The organism is Hymenobacter sp. APR13 (assembly GCF_000737515.1).
Classification (GTDB): Bacteria; Bacteroidota; Bacteroidia; order Cytophagales; family Hymenobacteraceae; genus Hymenobacter.
In genome coordinates, this window is sequence record NZ_CP006587.1 from 4,567,356 (window position 1) to 4,584,975 (window position 17,620).

The 17,620-nt window shown below is 60.6% G+C and carries 17 protein-coding genes; 15 read left to right on the plus strand and 2 right to left on the minus strand.

Annotated features, from left to right (window positions below):
• Nucleotides 1-38: 38 nt before the first annotated feature.
• Nucleotides 39-827 (minus strand): 16S rRNA (adenine(1518)-N(6)/adenine(1519)-N(6))-dimethyltransferase RsmA, encoded by a 789-nt coding sequence (gene rsmA, locus N008_RS19205; RefSeq protein WP_044017909.1) that lies wholly within the window; start codon nucleotides 825-827, stop codon nucleotides 39-41.
• Between the two features lie 253 nt (nucleotides 828-1,080).
• Here rsmA and N008_RS19210 point away from each other — a divergent pair, with 253 nt between their 5' ends.
• From N008_RS19210 to N008_RS19260, 12 genes are all read left to right on the plus strand, one after another.
• Nucleotides 1,081-2,529, plus strand: a complete 1,449-nt coding sequence (locus N008_RS19210; protein WP_044017910.1) for a leucyl aminopeptidase family protein — start codon at nucleotides 1,081-1,083, stop codon at nucleotides 2,527-2,529.
• Between the two features lie 148 nt (nucleotides 2,530-2,677).
• A complete protein-coding gene (gene pdxA, locus N008_RS19215; protein ID WP_044017911.1) occupies nucleotides 2,678-3,730 on the plus strand; it encodes a 4-hydroxythreonine-4-phosphate dehydrogenase PdxA in 1,053 nt (350 codons plus the stop codon).
• Between the two features lie 263 nt (nucleotides 3,731-3,993).
• A complete protein-coding gene (locus tag N008_RS19220; RefSeq protein ID WP_044017912.1) occupies nucleotides 3,994-4,362 on the plus strand; it encodes a helix-turn-helix domain-containing protein in 369 nt (122 codons plus the stop codon).
• Nucleotides 4,363-4,440: 78 nt separating this feature from the next.
• The gene (locus N008_RS19225; protein WP_044017913.1) at nucleotides 4,441-4,983 is read left to right on the plus strand and encodes a YceD family protein; all 543 of its coding nucleotides are present in this window, start codon (nucleotides 4,441-4,443) and stop codon (nucleotides 4,981-4,983) included.
• A gap of 52 nt (nucleotides 4,984-5,035) precedes the next feature.
• Nucleotides 5,036-5,263, plus strand: coding sequence for a 50S ribosomal protein L32 (rpmF, locus tag N008_RS19230; RefSeq protein ID WP_044017914.1), 228 nt, complete (start codon nucleotides 5,036-5,038; stop codon nucleotides 5,261-5,263).
• A 127-nt stretch (nucleotides 5,264-5,390) separates the two neighbouring features.
• Entirely contained in the window at nucleotides 5,391-6,332 is a 942-nt protein-coding gene (plsX, locus tag N008_RS19235; protein ID WP_044017915.1) for a phosphate acyltransferase PlsX, read from the plus strand.
• Between the two features lie 56 nt (nucleotides 6,333-6,388).
• Nucleotides 6,389-7,408, plus strand: a complete 1,020-nt coding sequence (locus N008_RS19240; RefSeq protein ID WP_044017916.1) for a beta-ketoacyl-ACP synthase III — start codon at nucleotides 6,389-6,391, stop codon at nucleotides 7,406-7,408.
• Nucleotides 7,409-7,605: 197 nt separating this feature from the next.
• Entirely contained in the window at nucleotides 7,606-8,169 is a 564-nt protein-coding gene (efp, locus tag N008_RS19245) for an elongation factor P (protein WP_044017917.1), read from the plus strand.
• Nucleotides 8,170-8,191: 22 nt separating this feature from the next.
• Nucleotides 8,192-8,683, plus strand: coding sequence for an acetyl-CoA carboxylase biotin carboxyl carrier protein (gene accB, locus N008_RS19250; RefSeq protein ID WP_044017918.1), 492 nt, complete (start codon nucleotides 8,192-8,194; stop codon nucleotides 8,681-8,683).
• Between the two features lie 113 nt (nucleotides 8,684-8,796).
• A complete protein-coding gene (gene accC / locus N008_RS19255) occupies nucleotides 8,797-10,143 on the plus strand; it encodes an acetyl-CoA carboxylase biotin carboxylase subunit (RefSeq protein ID WP_044017919.1) in 1,347 nt (448 codons plus the stop codon).
• A gap of 297 nt (nucleotides 10,144-10,440) precedes the next feature.
• Complete coding sequence (locus N008_RS23910; protein WP_231569750.1) at nucleotides 10,441-10,605, plus strand: hypothetical protein; 165 nt, start codon at nucleotides 10,441-10,443, stop codon at nucleotides 10,603-10,605.
• A 3-nt stretch (nucleotides 10,606-10,608) separates the two neighbouring features.
• On the plus strand, nucleotides 10,609-12,240 hold the full coding sequence (locus tag N008_RS19260) for an alpha-amylase domain-containing protein (protein WP_052381762.1): 1,632 nt from the start codon (nucleotides 10,609-10,611) through the stop codon (nucleotides 12,238-12,240).
• A 65-nt stretch (nucleotides 12,241-12,305) separates the two neighbouring features.
• Here N008_RS19260 and N008_RS19265 read toward each other — a convergent pair whose 3' ends face one another.
• Nucleotides 12,306-12,881: a DUF3109 family protein gene (locus tag N008_RS19265; protein ID WP_044017920.1), complete on the minus strand. Its 576-nt coding sequence runs from the start codon at nucleotides 12,879-12,881 to the stop codon at nucleotides 12,306-12,308.
• A 157-nt stretch (nucleotides 12,882-13,038) separates the two neighbouring features.
• On the opposite strand from N008_RS19265, the gene N008_RS19270 reads away from it, so the two are divergent.
• The 3 genes from N008_RS19270 (at nucleotide 13,039) to murA (ending at nucleotide 17,586) form a co-directional block, all read left to right on the plus strand.
• Entirely contained in the window at nucleotides 13,039-15,321 is a 2,283-nt protein-coding gene (locus N008_RS19270; protein ID WP_410471193.1) for an ATP-dependent helicase, read from the plus strand.
• Nucleotides 15,322-15,455: 134 nt separating this feature from the next.
• Nucleotides 15,456-16,184: a DUF4290 domain-containing protein gene (locus N008_RS19275; protein WP_052381763.1), complete on the plus strand. Its 729-nt coding sequence runs from the start codon at nucleotides 15,456-15,458 to the stop codon at nucleotides 16,182-16,184.
• A 97-nt stretch (nucleotides 16,185-16,281) separates the two neighbouring features.
• Entirely contained in the window at nucleotides 16,282-17,586 is a 1,305-nt protein-coding gene (gene murA / locus N008_RS19280) for a UDP-N-acetylglucosamine 1-carboxyvinyltransferase (protein WP_044017922.1), read from the plus strand.
• The last annotated feature ends 34 nt before the right edge of the window (nucleotides 17,587-17,620 follow it).

Sequence of the window (17,620 nt, forward strand, 5' to 3'; positions counted from 1 at the left end):
TGCCTCAAGCCTGTCTGACGCCGGCAAGGTATCCTTGGCTACGCCTGCCGCTCGCGCTCCACCAGCTGCGTCAGACCCACGAAATCGGCGACGCTGAGCTGCTCGGCGCGCTTGTCGAAGATGGGGTCGGTGGTGGCTTCGGCGGGCATGCCGAAGGGCTTGAGGGCGTTGCGGAGCGTTTTGCGGCGCGTAGAAAAAGCCTGTTTCACCACTTTAAAGAACAGCACCTCGTCGCAGTCCAGCTTCTCGGTGGCGTTGCGCGTGAGCCGGATAACGGCCGACTGCACCTTGGGTGGCGGGTTGAACACGTGCGGCGGCACCGTGAACAGGTACTCGATGGTGTAGAACGCCTGCAGCAGTACGCTCAGGATACCGTAGGTCTTCGAGCCCGGCCCTTCGGCCAGGCGGTCGGCCACTTCTTTCTGAATCATGCCCACGCTCTCACGCACCTGCTGGCGGTGGGCCAGAATCTGGAAGTAAATCTGGCTGCTGATGTTGTAAGGAAAGTTGCCGATGATGCTGATCGGCTGGCCCGGATAGAGCGTGGCCAGGTTCATCTTCAGGAAATCCTGGCTGTGGATGCGGCCTTCCAGCGCCGGAAAGTGCTTGCCCAGATATGCCACCGACTCCCGGTCGATTTCCACCACCGATGTGCGGTACTCCGCATGCTGCAGCAGCGTGCCGGTCAGCACGCCCATTCCCGGCCCGATTTCCAGCACTTCCTGCACGCCGTCGGGCAGGCGCAGCGCCTCCACAATCTTGCGGGCAATGTTGGCATCGGCCAGAAAGTGCTGACCCAGGTGTTTTTTGGCTTTAACGGAATCCATGCAGTCGGGAGGAATGAGGTGACAGGTGACGGAGCAATACGGTCGTGGGCAAATAGAGCGAGGAATACAGCAAAGGCCCGGGAAGCTGGCGGAATCAAAACGCCGCCGGCTGCCTGCAGCTTGTCACCGCCTCACTTCATTATCTCACTTCTACAAAAGGCCTACCTTCACGGCCGCAAAGGTACGGTCCCGCTTGCTGAATCCGGCGCTGACGTGCTTTTCTGGTTTGTTCCGCTCTAAATTCCCTGTTTCTATGTCGCTGCTCCTTCGTTACGCTGCCGATTTCTCCGCCTCGGCCGATACCGCGTTTATCCTGCCGGCCGGCACCACCGAGCTGCCCGTAGCCGCCGCTGCCGACCTCTCCGAGCCGGCCCGCCAGTACGTGGCCGACCAGCTGGCCGCCGACAACAAGCTGATCCGCATCAACCACTACGCCCACCACCACTACTACGTGGTGGCCGCCGACAAAAGGACGCCGGCCTTGGCCGCCGAAGCCCTGCGCAAAAGCGGCCACCAGCTGCACGCCCAGCTCAAGGCCGACAAAGTGCGCAACCTGTTCATTCAGGACCTGACCGACGGCGGCACGCTGCCGCTGGCCGAGGGTCTGGCCCTCACGGCCTATCAGTTTGAAGGCTACAAGACCGACGAGAAATCCCGCCAGGCGGCCCCGCTGGAAAGCGTAACGCTGGTGGGCCCAAACCTCAGCGCCGAGCGGGTGCAGGAGCTGCAGCACGTGCTGGAAGGCGTATTCCTGGCCCGCGACCTGGTAAACGCGCCCCTCAACAAGCTCAACGCCCTGCAGTTTGCCGAGCGCATGGCTGCGGCTGGCGAAGAGGCTGGCTTCCACACCGAAATCCTGGATCTGGTGCGGATTGAGGCCCTGCGCATGGGTGGCCTGCTGGCCGTCAACCAGGGCAGCCCCGAGCCGCCCACGTTCACCATCATGGAGTACAAGCCGGAAGGCGCTACTAATAAGAAGCCCTACGTGCTGGTGGGCAAAGGCGTGGTGTTCGATACCGGCGGCCTGAGCCTCAAGCCTACGCCCGCCAGCATGGACATGATGAAGTGCGACATGGCCGGCGGTGCCGCCGTGGTGGGCACGCTCTATGCCTTGGCCAAAAACCAGGTGCCGCTGCACGTTATCGGCCTCGTGCCGGCCACCGACAACCGCCCTGGCGGCCTCGCCTTCGCCCCCGGCGACGTCATCACCATGTACAGCGGCCTCACGGTGGAGGTGATGAACACCGACGCCGAAGGCCGTCTGCTGCTCGGCGACGCCCTGGCCTTCGCCAAAAAGTACGACCCCGAGCTGGTGCTCGACTTTGCCACGCTCACCGGTTCGGCCGCCCGCGCCATCGGCAAGGAAGGCATCGTGTGCATGGGCACCGCCGACGAAGACACGCTCAGCGCCCTGAAAAAGGCCGGCCACGCCACCCACGAGCGGCTGGTGGAGTTTCCGCTCTGGGATGAGTACGCCGACCACATCAAGTCCGACATTGCCGACATCAACAACATCGGCAAGGCCGAAGCCGGCGCCATTTCCGCCGGCAAGTTCCTGGAGCGCTTCACCGACGGCTACCCTTGGGTGCACTTCGACATTGCCGCCCCCGCCTTCCTCACTGCCCCCGACTCCTACCGCGGCAAAGGCGGCACCGGCACCGCCGTGCGCCTCACGTATGAGTTCCTGAAAGGCAAGGCCTAAGAACGTCCTGTAAAAGGCCGTCATGCAGAGCGGACCCGAAGGCGTAGCGAAGCATCTCGCTAGTATGGTAAGCACTACACTAGCGAGATGCTTCGGCTGCGCCTCTGCATGACGTTCAAAGCCCCCTCAATCCCCAAGCCCTAAAATCATGCTTCCACGCATTGGTATTTCCGTTGGCGACCTTGCCGGTATCGGCCCGGAAATCATCTATAAAACCTTCCTCGACCAGCGCCTGCTCAAGTTCTGCACGCCGGTCGTGTACGGCACCGCCACGGTGCTCTTCGACGACTTTCCGGTGCCCGCCGATGGCGAGCCCCTCACGTTCCGGCAGGTGCGCGAAGCCGCCGACATTGCGCCTGGCAAGCACAACGCCGTAACGTGCTGGGAAGACGACTTCCACCTCACGCCCGGCCAGCCCAGCACCGCCAGCGGCACCGCCGCCCGCCAGAGTCTGCTCGCCGCCGCCCGCGACCTGAAAGCCGGCCTGCTCGACGCCCTCGTTACGGCGCCCATCAGCAAGGAAAACACCCAGGCCGACGACTTCCGCTACCCCGGACACACCGAGTTCCTGACGGCTTTCTTCGACACCAAAGAGAGCCTGATGCTGCTGGCCGCCGACGAGCTGCGCGTGGCCACCGCCACCGGCCACATCCCGCTCAAGGACGTGCCTGGCCGCGTCACCAAGGAGCTGCTCAATACCAAACTGCGCATTCTGCTCAAGTCGCTGAAGCAGGATTTCGGCATTGAGAAGCCGCGCGTGGCCGTGCTGGGCCTCAACCCCCACGCCGGCGAAAACGGCCTGCTCGGCACCGAGGAGCGCGATGTCGTGACGCCCGTGGTGCAGCAGCTGCTCCACGACGGCCACCTCGTGTATGGCCCCTACCCTGCTGATGGCTACTTCGGCACCGGCCAGTACCGCCAGTTCGACGCCACCCTTTCCCTGTACCACGACCAGGGCCTGATTCCGTTCAAAACCCTGGCCTTCGAGCGGGGTGTAAACTTCACGGCCGGCCTGCCCGTCATCCGCACCTCTCCCGACCACGGCACCGCCTACGGCCTGGCCGGGCAGTTCAAGGCCGACGAAACGTCGTTCCGGGAGGCGCTGTACATGGCCTGCGAGCTGGTGCGCCAGCGCCAGCTGCTGGCCGGTATCAAGCCGCTGGTGCCCGGTCCGCCCCTGCGCGGCGGCCGCCACGAGTAGGCAGCTTCCTGGTTTATACCAAGTCGTTTAAAGAAGAATCAGCTTTATCATCTGGCTCTCTCCTTTCCGGAGAGGGGGCCGGAGGTGAGGCGAACCGCATAACGACATCCAAAAAGCCGCCCTGGCCCTCATTGGCCGGGCGGCTTTTTCGTTTCCTTATTGAAACATTCTTTTCAAAATCGAAATTTTGTTTGGCCTTTCGAAACACGCGCCGTAGCTTTGCAGCATCATTACCCAGATTCCGGTTCCCGTACTACTTCCTGATGCTGCTTCTCACTCCGCCTGATTACCGTACCGCCCTGCGTCGCCTCGACGCCTTGGTGGCCGCCGGCGTGGAAGGCAACGCGGCCCTGGAAGCCGAGCTACGGGAGCTGATTGCGGCCCTCGATGCCTACGAAGGCAAGCTGGGCCTGCTGCCGATTCCGAACCTGCCCACCTCGCTGGCTGAAATGATTGAGCTGAAGCGCCAGCAGATGCGGCTCAAGCAGAAGGACTTGGCGCAGCTGCTGGAAGTGCCCGCCGGGCGCCTCTCCCAGATTCTCAGCGGCAAGCGGCGCGTCACGCTCGACCTGGCCAAGCGCCTCTATGAGCGGCTCGGTATCCCGCCCGATTTCATCCTGAAATACGCCTGACCGCCCGCCAAACAGCACTATCTGCTTTTACAAAACGGGGAAAACTTGTTACTTTTGCCCCCTGCTACCTACTAAACCGTGAAGAAGGACTCGCAATACGACTTGAATATTGCCAAGCTGGCCGACAAAACGCACCATTTTGCGTTTGAGCTCGACCGTGCCTTTTTCGAGCAGTTCGACCAGCAGCTCATTCCCGACGGGACCGTGCACGCCGAAGTGACGCTGCACAAAACCGACCGCCTGCTGACCCTCGATTTCGACATCAAGGGCACCGTGCGCCAGGTCTGCGACCGGAGCCTCGACGACTACGACCAGGAAATCGACACGCAGGAGCAGCTGCTCGTGCGCTACGGCGACCGGGAAGTGGAGCTCGACGACAACGTGCTGCAGATTACGGCCGACACCCAGACGCTGCCCCTGGCCCAGCACCTGTTCGACTACATCGGGCTGGCGCTGCCCATGAAGAAGCTGCACCCGCGCTTCCAGAACGAGCCCGACGAAGACCCCGACTCTGCCACCAAACTCATCTTCACCACCCGCCAGGACGGCGACTCGGATGGGGATGACGACGGCGACGACGATATTGACCCGCGCTGGAATGCCCTGCGCAACCTCAACTAAGCCCCGGCTTAGCCCTTTTTCCTGATTTCAACTTTTCTTTTTTAACTGTACCATGGCTCATCCTAAACGCCGGACCTCCTCCGCCACCCGCGACAAGCGTCGCTCGCACGACAAACTGACCCCGAAAGCTGTAAGCCTCTGCGCCACCACCGGCGAGTTGCACCTGCGCCACAAGGCCTATGTAGTGGACGGCGACCTGTACCTGCACGGCAAAGTTGCCATCAAGGACTACGCTCCCGTAGCTGCTCCGGCTGCCGCCTCCGACAACGACGAAGAATAGTCGCGTCGCCGCTTTTCCTGCGGCTACTCCCCTATTAGTGGCCCCGCTCTGCGCTTTTTAGGCGCAGGGCGGGGCCCGGGAGTTAGCTGCGGGTTTCTCTCCCAGACTCCTCTTTGATACCCCGTACATGAAGATAGCCCTGGACGCTATGGGGGGCGATTTTGCGCCCCAGGCAGCTGTTGACGGTGCTGTGCTGGCTGCTCAACAGCTGGCTGGCAAAGCCCGGATTGTGCTAATCGGCCAGGAAGATGCTGTTCGTCCGCTGCTGGAAAAGCATGGCGCGGCAGCTGCTGAACTGGAGTTGGTGCCGGCCTCGCAGATTATTGAAATGGGCGAGCATCCGGCCAAAGCCTACCAGCAGAAGCAGGATTCCAGCATTGCCGTCGGCTACCGTATGCTGCACGAGGGCCAGATTGAGGCCTTCTGCTCGGCTGGCAACACGGGCGCTATGCTTGTGGGGGCCATGTTCAGCGTGAAGCCGGTTCCGGGCGTCATGCGCCCGGCCATTGCCAACTTCGTACCCAAGCTGCACGGCGGCCTGGGTATTCTGCTGGATGTGGGCGCCAACGCTGAGTGCAAACCCGAAATGCTGGAGCAATTCGGCGAACTGGGCTCCCTCTACGCGCAATACGTGCTGGGCATCGACAAGCCCAAGGTTGGGCTGATGAACCTGGGTGAAGAAGAAGGCAAAGGCACTTCTATCACGCAGGCCGCTCATCAGCTGCTGAAAGTGAACCCTCATATTCACTTCATCGGCAATATCGAAGGCCGCGACCTGTTCAACGATAAGGCCGACGTCATCGTCTGCGACGGCTACACCGGCAATGTGATGCTGAAGATGGCCGAGTCCATCTACGACATCATGGCCGACAAAAAGATGCAGGATCCGTTCTTCGACAAGTTCAACTACGAAGCCGTCGGTGGCTCCCCTATTTTGGGCATCAACGACAATGCCATCATCGGGCACGGGGTTAGCACGCCGCTGGCTATCTGCAACATGCTGCTGCAAGGCTACCAGATGGCACATTCCGGCATCTCCGACCAGATAAAAAACACTTTCAAGTCCTAGCGACTAAGTCCGGCCCCGGCCGGATTTTTTCTTGCCGCGCCCCCGACCTTTCTTCAATGAAAATAACCGCTGCAATTACCGGAGTGGGCTCTTACGTGCCCGATTACGTGCTTACCAACCACGAACTCGAGAAGCTGGTAGATACAACCGACGAGTGGATTACCACCCGGACGGGCATTAAGGAGCGTCGCATCCTGAAAGGCGAAAACCAGGGCACTTCGGTGATGGCCATCAAGGCAGTGCAGCAACTGCTGGAGAAAACGGGCACCAAAGCCGAGGACATTGATCTGCTGATCTGCTCGACCACCACCCCGGACCTGGTGTTTCCGGCCACGGCCAACATTATTTCGGCTGCCGTGGGTACCACCAAGGCGTTCAGCTTTGATATGCAGGCCGCCTGCTCGGGCTTCCTGTTTGCGCTGGCCACCGGCGCCCAGTACATCCAGACCGGCACCTACCAGAAGGTAGTGGTGGTGGGCGCCGACAAGATGTCGTCCATCATCGACTACACCGACCGCGCCAACTGCATCATCTTTGGGGATGGCGCCGGTGCCGTGCTGCTTGAACCCAACACCGAGGGCTTCGGCGTACTCGACCAGGTGCTTCGCTCCGACGGCAACGGCGAGCAGTACCTGCACCAGAAAGCCGGTGGCAGCCGCCGCCCGCCTTCTTCCGAAACCGTGGCCAACCGCGAGCATTTCGTGTATCAGGAAGGCGCTACGGTGTTCAAGTTCGCCGTAACGAACATGGCCAACGTAGCGGCTCAGGTGATGGAGCGCAACCACCTCACCAACGAGGAGGTGGCGTGGCTGGTACCGCACCAGGCCAACAAGCGTATCATCGATGCCACCGCCAACCGCATGGGCGTGGGGCCGGAGAAGGTGATGCTCAACATCCACCGCTACGGCAACACCACCAACGGCACGATTCCGCTGTGCCTGGCCGACTATGAGCAGCAGCTGCGCCGCGGCGACAACCTCGTGCTGGCCGCTTTCGGCGGGGGCTTCACGTGGGGCTCCATCTACCTGAAGTGGGCCTACGACCCCAAACCCGATCCAAACGCCGCCCAGGCATAGCGGCGCGAAAACGGAAAACCTCTATACTTGCACTCCCGTCGTGCCGCCCCGCCACCACTGCCGGGACGGCACTTCTTTTTTCAATTAAGACTTTAGAAGTAAAAATTAACCAGTGGCTCGTTGCTTTCAGACAGATTGCCAGCCAAAGGATAGTGCTTACTTCTTGATGCTTGATTCCTAATTCTTAATTCCCACCCATGGCAACCACTGCAGACTTTCGCAACGGGCTCGTTCTGAACTACAACGGCGAATTGCACGTCATCACCGAATTTCAGCACGTGAAGCCCGGCAAAGGCCCGGCCTTCGTGCGCACCAAGCTCCGCAACATCAAAACCGGCCGCGTCATCGACAACACGTTCAATGCTGGCGTGAAAGTGGAAACGGCCCGCGTAGAGCAGCGCCCGCACCAGTACCTCTACAAAGACGACTACGGCTACACGTTCATGGACAACGAGTCGTTTGAGCAAGTAGTGCTGCCCGAGGCCATGGTGCCCTTCGCCGACATCATGAAGGAAGGCCAGGTGGCCACCATCCTGTTCCACGCCGAAACCGAGCAGCCCCTCACGGCCGAGCTGCCGACCACCGTGGAGCTGGTAGTGACCTACACCGAGCCCGGCCTGAAAGGCGACACCGCTACCAACACGCTCAAGCCGGCCATCGTGGAAACCGGCGCCCGCATTCAGGTGCCGCTGTTCATTGATACTGACACCAAAATCCGCATCAAGACCAGCGACTACTCCTATGTCGAAAGAGTCAAGTAAGCAGCCACTCAAGCCTTCCTCCATGAAAGCCAAAGAACTCCAGGACCTCATCGACTTCATCGCCAAGTCGGGACTGAATAAAGTCAACATCGAAACCGAGGAATTTAAAATCTCGGTTCAGCGCGAGCCCAACACCCGCCAGGTGATGAGCGTAGCAGCCCCAGCGCCCCAGGCAGCTCCGGCCGCCGTAGCGGCTCCGACCCCAGCAGCCCCGGTTGCGGCGGCAGCAGCAGCTCCGGCCCCGGCCGCCGCGGCTCCGGCCGAAGCCGCCAACATGGTACCGCTGAAATCCCCGATGATTGGCACGTTCTACCGCAGCAGCAGCCCCGAGACGCCAGCCTTTATTCAGGTTGGTGACTTAGTGGAGAAAGGTCAGGTGATTTGCATCATTGAGGCCATGAAGCTCTTCAACGAAATTGAAGCCGAGCAGAGCGGCCGCGTGGTAAAAGCTCTGGTGGAAAACGCCTCGCCAGTGGAATATGACCAGCCGCTGTTCCTGATTGAGCCGATGTAATTTTTGGTATGGAGTAGTGAGTACTAAGTAGTGAGACTGGGTACCTCCAGAAATCATGAAGTGGCTATTGCTCATTACTCACTACTTAATACTCACCACTCAATACTGAACTCGTGTTCAAAAAAATACTGATTGCCAACCGGGGCGAAATTGCCTTGCGCATTATCCGCACCTGCAAGGAGATGGGCATCAAGACGGTGGCCGTGTACTCTACCGCCGACAAGGAAAGCCTGCATGTGCGCTTTGCCGATGAGGCCGTGTGCATTGGCCCACCGGCTTCGTCGCAGAGCTACCTGAGCATCCCGACGCTGATTGCCGCCGCCGAAATCACCAACGCCGACGCCATTCACCCGGGTTATGGCTTCCTGAGCGAAAACGCCGAATTCTCGCGCGTGTGCCACGAAAACGGCATCAAGTTCATCGGGGCCTCGCCCGAGATGATCAACCAGATGGGCGACAAGGCTTCGGCCAAAGCCACCATGATCAAGGCCGGCGTACCCTGCATTCCGGGTTCGGTGGGCTTGCTCGACTCGGTGGAGCAGGGCAAGAAGATTGCCGCCAAGATCAAGTATCCCGTCATTCTGAAGGCGACGGCCGGTGGCGGTGGGCGCGGCATGCGCATCATCAACTCCGAGGACGAGTTCGAGAAAGCCTGGAACGACGCCCGCACCGAGTCCAAGGCCGCCTTCGGCAACGACGGCATGTATCTGGAGAAGTTTGTGGTGGAGCCCCGCCACATCGAAATCCAGATCTGCGGCGACCAGTTCGGCCACGTGTGCCACCTGTCGGAGCGCGACTGCAGCATTCAGCGCCGCCACCAGAAGCTGGTAGAAGAAGCACCTTCACCGTTCATGACCGACGATCTGCGCGAGCGGATGGGCGCAGCCGCCATTGCCGGCGCTGCCGCTATCGGCTATGAAGGTGTGGGCACCATCGAGTTCCTGGTCGATAAGGACCGTAACTTCTACTTCATGGAGATGAACACCCGCATTCAGGTGGAGCATCCCGTGACGGAAGAGGTTATCAACTACGACCTGATCAAGGAGCAGATCAAGGTGGCGGCGGGCATCCCGATTTCGGGCAACAACTACGCCCCCAAGATGCACGCCATGGAGTGCCGCATCAACGCCGAGGACCCAAGCAAGGATTTCCGGCCGTCGCCGGGCAAAATCACGACCCTGCACATCCCCGGCGGCCACGGCGTGCGCGTAGACACGCACGTGTATGCCGGCTACCAGATTCCGTCCAACTACGACTCGATGATTGCCAAGCTCATCACCGTGGCCCAGACCCGGGAGGAGTGCATCGTAAAGATGAAGCGCGCTCTTAGCGAGTTTGTGGTGGAAGGCGTGAAAACGACGATTCCGTTCCACCTCAAGCTGATGGACAACGCCGATTTCAAGGCCGGCAACTTCACCACAAAGTTTCTGGAAACCTCTTTCGACTTCACGGAGCTGTAACCTCAACCAGCTTACGGTTTTCGTTTCAACGCCCGGTTTGCTTTGCAAGCCGGGCGTTTTCGTGTGCGGCCCATCCGAAACGGAGCAACACAGCACCAGCTTTGGTCAATATAGTATTATTACAAGCAAGCCACTCAGCGTGCATCATTTACAAAAGTGCCATCAGCGTCTAAAAACAGCATATTCAATATTTTAGCCCAAATTCTACACGCAAAATCAATGTTCCTCAATTGAATAATTCTCATAAATCAGGTAGTATTGCTTCGTTCTTTCTTGCCACAACCAACTCCCACTTTTATGAGAAAAATGAACGCGCTGGCCCTCTGGGGGCTGGCTGCCGCAGGACTGCTTGCGCAAGCCTGCAACAAAGACGCGGTGCAGCCCATGGCAGCCCCAAGCGCCGCCCCGGCCACGCAGAGTGCCGTGGTGACCAATGGCGTGATGATGCAGGCCTTCTACTAGGATGTGCCGATCAGCAGCACGCAGGGCACTTGGTGGCAGGTGCTGGGCTCCCGGGCCGCCGAGCTGAAGGCTGCCGGCATTACTGCCCTTTGGCTCCCGCCGGCCTACAAAGGCGGCAGCCAGAGCGACGTCGGCTACGGCGTGTATGACCGCTACGACCTGGGCGAGTTCAACCAGAAAGGCACCGTGGCCACGCGCTATGGCACCCTCGGGCAGCTGCAGACCGCTATTGGGGCCATGAAGGGCCAGGGCCTGCAGGTGTACGAGGACATGGTGATGAACCACATGACCTGGGCCGACGCCCAGGAAAACGTGAACGGCAACCTGGTGTACACCAAGTTCAACTTCCCCGGCCGCGGCAACACCTACAGCAGCTACAAGTGGACCTTCAACAACTTCACCGGCACGCAGCAGGCGCCTAACAACGGCTGGTACCAGTGGAAAAGCTGGGACTTCCAGCCCTACGCCAACAACGACGCCTACGACAACCTGCTGGGCTCGGAAATCCAGTACAACAACAACGCGGCCAACCAGACCGAGACCATCAACTGGGGCAACTGGATTACCACCAAGATGAGCCTCGACGGCTACCGCCTCGATGCCACCAAGCACATCTACACGCCCTACGTGAACCAGTGGCTGGACGCGGTGAAAACCAACGGCCGCTTTGCCGTTTCGGAGGCCTGGTTCCGCAACCTGCAGGACCTGAAGAACTACGCCGCCGCCACCGGGGGCCGCACCAGCCTCTTCGACGTGCCGCTGCACTACACCTTCCAGGATATGAGCAACGGCAACGGCGCCTGGGACATGCGTGGGCTGCAGTTCGCCGGTTTCACCGAGAGCAACCCCACGCTGTCGGTGAGCTTCGTGGATAACCACGATACCGACCACCCCGGCGCCCTGTACTCGCCCGTGACCAACCTGAAGATGCTGGCCTACGCCTACATCCTGACCCGCGCCAACGGCTACCCCTGCGTGTTCTACAAGGACTACTACAACTACGGCCTCGGCAACCAGATCAAGACCCTGAACGGTATCCGCCAAGCCAACGCCTACGGGGCCGCCGCCGAGTACACCAGCATCAACGACGCCGACGTGTACGTGTACTCCCGCGCCGGCGACGCCACGCACAAAGGCCTGCTGATGCTGCTCAACGACGGCAGCACGGCCCGCACCAAAACGGTGACCACGCCTTTCAAAAACGCTACCCTCACCGACAAGACCGGCAACCGCACCGGCACCGTAACCACCGATGCCAACGGCACCGGCAACTTCCCGGTGAATGCCCGCAGCTACTCGGTGTGGGTGCCCGGCGGCACCGTCACGACGCCTCCCTCCACCACTACCACGGCCGTATCGTTTAACGTGACGTACAGCGGTACCGTATCGGGGCAGGACGTGTACGTGCTGGGCAGCACCGCCCAGCTCGGCGCCTGGAACACGGCCAACGCCATCAAACTCAGCGGCGCTACCTACCCCGTGTGGAAAGGCACCATCAACCTGACCAGCGGCACCAGCGTGCAGTACAAGTACATCCGCAAGGATGCCGCCGGCAACGTGCTCTATGAAGGCGGCGCCAACCGCACCTTCACGCCCACCGGCACCAGCCAGACGCGCACCGAAACGTGGCAGTAAGCTGGTTTTAGTAACCTGAAAAGCATGTAAAAGAAAAGGCCGGCTGTATAGCCGGCCTTTTTTGCTTATTCGGCAGGGTTGCCGTGCTCGATTTCGTGCACCAGCTCGCCGTACCAGTCCTCGCCGTACTTGCGGATCAGGGGCTCTTTCAGGAACTGGTAGACGCGCACGCCCAGGTTGGCGCCGAAGCTGCAGGCAGGCGAGCAGATGCTCCATCGGTCGTAGTTGAGGGCCTCAAAGCCGTCGTACTTGGTGATGCGGATGGGATACAGGTGGCAGCTGATGGGCTTTTTGAAGCTGGTGGCGCCAGCCAGGTAGGCCTGCTCGATGCCGCACTTTAGGATGCCCCGCTCGTCGTAGAGGGCGTAGGCGCACTCCCGGTCGTTGATGGTGGTGGTGCTGTAGTCGCCTTCCCAGTCTTTGATGTAGAGGCCCTGGGCCTCGATGGCCTGCTGGCCGGCCTCGGTGAGGAAGGGCTTGATGGCGGCGTATTCCTGCTCCAGGATGGCCAGCTCGGCGTCTTCGAGCGGCGCGCCCAGGTCGCCTTCCACGCAGCAGGCACCCTTACAGGCTTCGAGGTTGCAGACGAAGAAATTGTCCCGAACGTCGTCGGAAATCAGGGTGTTCTGGATCTGAATCATGGTAGTAGGGTTCCGCAGCGCATGCCGACGGTTTTGCAGTGGGCCGGAGAACAGTCGGCGGCAAAACCGCCGGGGCCCACGGCAGGAAATCGGAAACACAAAGATAACCCTGTTTCGTGGCCCGGCTGCAATGCCGTACCTTTGCTAACAAGCCAATATGCTTAGCCAACACCGCATGGGACTCGATTATCATTCCTTACTGAACCCCTCGCAGGCCGCCGCCGTCATGCAGATTGAAGGCCCCTGCATGATTATAGCCGGCGCGGGCTCGGGCAAAACCCGGGTGCTGACCTACCGCATTGCCAACCTGCTGGAGCAGGGCGTCAATCCGTTCAACGTGCTGGCCCTCACCTTCACCAACAAGGCCGCCAAGGAAATGCGTGCCCGGATCGAGAAGGTGGTGGGCCCCGAGGCCAAAAACCTGTGGATGGGCACCTTCCACAGCATTTTCGCGCGTATTCTGCGCTCCGAGGCCGACAAGATGGGCTATCCCCGCTCCTTCACCATCTACGACACGCAGGACAGCAAAACCCTCATCGGCCAGATCCTGAAGGAAATGGAGCTCGACGACAAGCTCTACAAGCCGAACATGGTGCTGAGCCGCATTTCGTCGGCCAAGAACAAGCTGATTTCGGTGCAGCAATACGTCAACGACCCCGTGATCCGGCAGGACGACGAGGCAGCGCTGCGGCCCAAGCTGGGCGCCATCTACCAGCAATACGCCGCCCGCTGCTTCAAGGCCGGGGCCATGGACTTCGACGATCTGCTTTACCAGACCAACGTGTTGTTCAAGGACCACCCCGACGTGCTGAACAAGTACCAGAACATGTTCCGGTACGTGATGGTGGACGAGTACCAGGACACCAACTACTCCCAGTACCTGATTGCGCGCAAGCTGGCCGCCAAGGAGCGCAACATCTGCGTGGTCGGCGACGACGCGCAGAGCATCTACGCCTTCCGGGGCGCCGATATTCAGAACATTCTGAATTTCGAGAAGGATTACCCGGAGCTACAGGTATTCAAGCTGGAGCAGAACTACCGCTCCACCAAGAACATCGTGTGGGCGGCCAACTCGGTTATCAAGAACAACCAGGCCCAGCTGCGCAAGGACGTGTTTTCCGACAACGAGGAAGGCCCGCTGATTGAGGTGCTGAAGGCCGCATCCGACAACGAGGAAGGCAAGCTGGTGGCCCAGAGCATCTACGAGGACAAGATGAACCAGCACTTGTCGTACGACGACTTTGCCATCCTGTACCGCACCAACGCCCAGAGCCGGGCCATGGAGGAATCGTTGCGCAAGCTCAACATCAAGTACAAGATTGTCGGCGGCCTGAGCTTCTACCAGCGCAAGGAAATCAAGGACTTGGTGGCCTACCTGCGCCTCACGGTGAACCCCAACGACGAGCAGGCGTTGCGCCGCGTCATCAACTACCCCAAGCGCGGTATCGGCGACACCACCATTGCCAAACTCCTGAGCGCAGCCGAAGAAAGCAACCACACCATCTGGGAAGTGGTGGCCAACGCCGACCAGTTTCTGCCGGCCCGCGCCGCCAACCCGATTGTGGACTTCGCCGAGAAAATCAAAGCCTACACGGCCATTGCGGCCAAGGATGATGCCTTCGAGGCGGCCAAGTTCATTGCCAAGAACTCGGGCATGATTGAGGAGCTCTACGCCGACAAGAGCATCGAGGGCCTGAGCCGCTACGAGAACATCCAGGAACTATTGAACGGCGTGAAGGCTTTCGTGGAAGACCCCGAACGCGAGGAAAAAACGCTGGGCGCCTTCCTGCAGGACATTGCCCTGGTAACCGACGCCGACACCAAGGACGCCCAGGCCGAGGGCGAGCAGGTGACCATGATGACCATTCACTCGGCTAAGGGCCTGGAGTTCCGCAACGTCTACATCGTGGGCATGGAGGAAAACCTGTTTCCGAGCCAGATGATGATTACCTCCAAGGCCGATCTGGAGGAGGAGCGCCGCCTGTTCTACGTGGCCATCACCCGGGCCGAGAAGAAGCTGACCCTGAGCTACGCCACCTCCCGCTACCAGTGGGGCAACCTGCGCAGCTGCGAGAAAAGCCGCTTCCTCGACGAAATCGACCCGAAGTTTGTCGACTTCAAGTATTCGGCCGGCCCCGGGCCCGACCGCGCCGGTCCGGGCGAGTCGCCGTTCGGGCACGTGTTTGAGCGCCGCTCGAACCTGATTCCGCCCGCGCCGCGTAAGACAGCCGCCACCAAGTACGTGGCACCGGCCGATTTCGTACCTTCCGACACCAGCAACCTGCAAACCGGCCAGCGCGTCGAGCATCCCAAGTTCGGCTTTGGCCAGGTAACCAAGCTGGAAACCGTGCAGGGCTCCACCAAAGCCATTATCAACTTCGACGAGGTTGGCGAGAAGACGTTATTGCTGAGTTTTGCGAAATTGCGCGTGCTAGGCTAACCGTTGTTCCGGGCCGCACGCCGCCGCCAGGCGTGCCTGCCCACCGGCTAACGCTGCTTTGCTGGTACAATCCGGAACAACAGCCTCCTATTTTTGCACTGCCGCCGGCCTGCGCCGGCGCTTATTTTCTTAGAATGCCCCTTCCCATCTTACATAAACACGAGCTGCTCCAGCGTGAGTACGGCCAAACCACTTTCCAGCTCATCCAGGGCCTGCGCGAAGTGGAAGACAAGACCGAGCGTACGCGCCGCGCCACGCAGATCGTGCAGCTGATTTTCCGGCTGCAGCCCAGCCTGCGCGACCAGCCCAACTCCCAGGAGAAAGTCTGGAACCACCTCTACGAGATGGCCGACGAAGACCTGGACATTGACGCGCCCTTCCAGCTGAAAGGCCTGAAAGAGCTGCACCAGCAGCCCAAGCCCCTCGCCTACCCCGAGAAAAACCTCAAGCTGCGCGCCTACGGCCGCGGCGTGGAGCTGATGGTAGAGAAGGCCCTGACGCTGGAAGACCCCACAGAACGCGAGCAGGCCACCATCACCATCGGCCGCACGATGAAGTTTCTGTACCGCTCGCACAACAAGGAAAACGCCAAGGACGTCACGATCCTGAAGCACCTCAAGGACCTGTCCGGCGGCCAGCTCACCCTGGACCCGGCCACCGTGGAAGCGCAGAGCCTGTTTGAAATGGCGGCTGCACCGGCAGTAGCCGGCGGCCGGCCGGCTCCGTTCATTGTGCCCCAGCCTCGCCAGGAGCGCGAAGGCCGCCGCGGCGGCAACGGTGGTGGCAATGGCGGCAACCGCCGCGACAAGCAGCGCCGGGGCGGCAAAAAAGGCCGCCAAGAACCGCAGCAGCCTCCGCAGTAAGCACACCTCTGCCGCAAGCTACCCGCTTGTTTCTCTTTATTCCAACCATTTCAATCAGCTTGCGGCCTGTAGCTTACGGCTGGTAGCTCAATAACACATGGCTTCATTTGAAGTAATTGGCGGGCATCCGCTGAAGGGTGAAATCGTGCCGCAGGGCGCAAAAAACGAGGCCCTGCAAATCCTCTGCGCCGTGCTGCTCACGCCAGAGCCCGTCACGATTTCCAACATCCCCGACATCCGCGACGTCAACAAGCTGATTGAACTGCTACGCGACATGGGCGTGAAAGTGGGCAAGCTGGCCTCCGACACCTACCGTTTCCAGGCCGACGCCGTCAACCTCGACTACCTCGATACGCCCGAGTTCATTGCCCAGGCTGGCGCGCTGCGCGGCTCGGTGATGATTTTGGGCCCGATGCTGGCCCGCTTCGGCAAGTGCCAGCTGCCCAAGCCCGGCGGCGACAAAATCGGCCGGCGTCCCATGGATACGCACTTTTTGGGCCTGGAGAAACTGGGCGGCAAGCTCACGCTGGAAGGCACCGACTTCTACCGCATCAAGGCCGAAAACGGCCTGACCGGCGCCTACATGATGCTGGACGAGGCCTCCGTAACCGGCACCGCCAACATCCTGATGGCCGCCGCGCTGGCCCAGGGCACCACTACCATCTACAACGCCGCCTGCGAGCCGTATCTGCAGCAACTGTGCAAGATGCTGGTGCGCATGGGCGCGAAAATCAACGGCATCGGCTCCAACCTGCTCACCATTGAGGGCGTGCAAAGCCTCGGCGGCACCGAGCACCGCATGCTGCCCGACATGATTGAAATCGGCTCCTTCATTGGTCTGGCGGCCATGACGGGCTCGGAAATCACCATCAAGGACTGCCAGATTCCGGAGCTGGGCATCATCCCCGACACGTTCCGCAAGCTGGGCATCAAGCTGGAGTTCCGCGGCGACGACATCCACATTCCGGCCCAGGACCACTACGAAATTGCCACCTACCTCGACGGCTCCATCCTGACGGTTTCCGACCACACCTGGCCCGGCTTCACGCCCGATTTGCTCAGCATTGTGCTGGTGGTGGCCACCCAGGCCAAAGGCACGGTGCTTATTCACCAGAAGATGTTCGAGTCGCGCCTGTTCTTCGTCGACAAGCTCATCGACATGGGCGCGCAGGTGATTCTCTGCGACCCGCACCGCGCCACCGTTATCGGCCTCGACCAGCGCCAGAAGCTACGCGGCATCAGCATGACCTCCCCCGACATCCGGGCCGGCGTGGCCCTGCTGATTGCGGCCCTCTCCGCCGAAGGTCGCAGCGTGATTGAGAACGTGGAGCAGATTGACCGCGGCTACCAGTACATCGACCAGCGCCTCACGGCCCTCGGCGCCAAGATTCGCCGCCTATAGGCTGTTTGATTTTCCTGCATACAAATGCCCGGTT

What these genes read in the sequence shown, in the direction of transcription:
- rsmA (WP_044017909.1), bottom strand. Translation starts at nt 827, where the DNA reads ATGGATTCCGTTAAAGCCAAAAAACACCTGGGTCAGCACTTTCTGGCC.
- N008_RS19210 (WP_044017910.1), top strand. Translation starts at nt 1,081, where the DNA reads ATGTCGCTGCTCCTTCGTTACGCTGCCGATTTCTCCGCCTCGGCCGAT.
- pdxA (WP_044017911.1), top strand. Translation starts at nt 2,678, where the DNA reads ATGCTTCCACGCATTGGTATTTCCGTTGGCGACCTTGCCGGTATCGGC.
- N008_RS19220 (WP_044017912.1), top strand. Translation starts at nt 3,994, where the DNA reads ATGCTGCTTCTCACTCCGCCTGATTACCGTACCGCCCTGCGTCGCCTC.
- rpmF (WP_044017914.1), top strand. Translation starts at nt 5,036, where the DNA reads ATGGCTCATCCTAAACGCCGGACCTCCTCCGCCACCCGCGACAAGCGT.
- plsX (WP_044017915.1), top strand. Translation starts at nt 5,391, where the DNA reads ATGAAGATAGCCCTGGACGCTATGGGGGGCGATTTTGCGCCCCAGGCA.
- N008_RS19240 (WP_044017916.1), top strand. Translation starts at nt 6,389, where the DNA reads ATGAAAATAACCGCTGCAATTACCGGAGTGGGCTCTTACGTGCCCGAT.
- efp (WP_044017917.1), top strand. Translation starts at nt 7,606, where the DNA reads ATGGCAACCACTGCAGACTTTCGCAACGGGCTCGTTCTGAACTACAAC.
- accB (WP_044017918.1), top strand. Translation starts at nt 8,192, where the DNA reads ATGAAAGCCAAAGAACTCCAGGACCTCATCGACTTCATCGCCAAGTCG.
- N008_RS23910 (WP_231569750.1), top strand. Translation starts at nt 10,441, where the DNA reads ATGAGAAAAATGAACGCGCTGGCCCTCTGGGGGCTGGCTGCCGCAGGA.
- N008_RS19265 (WP_044017920.1), bottom strand. Translation starts at nt 12,881, where the DNA reads ATGATTCAGATCCAGAACACCCTGATTTCCGACGACGTTCGGGACAAT.
- N008_RS19270 (WP_410471193.1), top strand. Translation starts at nt 13,039, where the DNA reads ATGCTTAGCCAACACCGCATGGGACTCGATTATCATTCCTTACTGAAC.
- N008_RS19275 (WP_052381763.1), top strand. Translation starts at nt 15,456, where the DNA reads ATGCCCCTTCCCATCTTACATAAACACGAGCTGCTCCAGCGTGAGTAC.
- murA (WP_044017922.1), top strand. Translation starts at nt 16,282, where the DNA reads ATGGCTTCATTTGAAGTAATTGGCGGGCATCCGCTGAAGGGTGAAATC.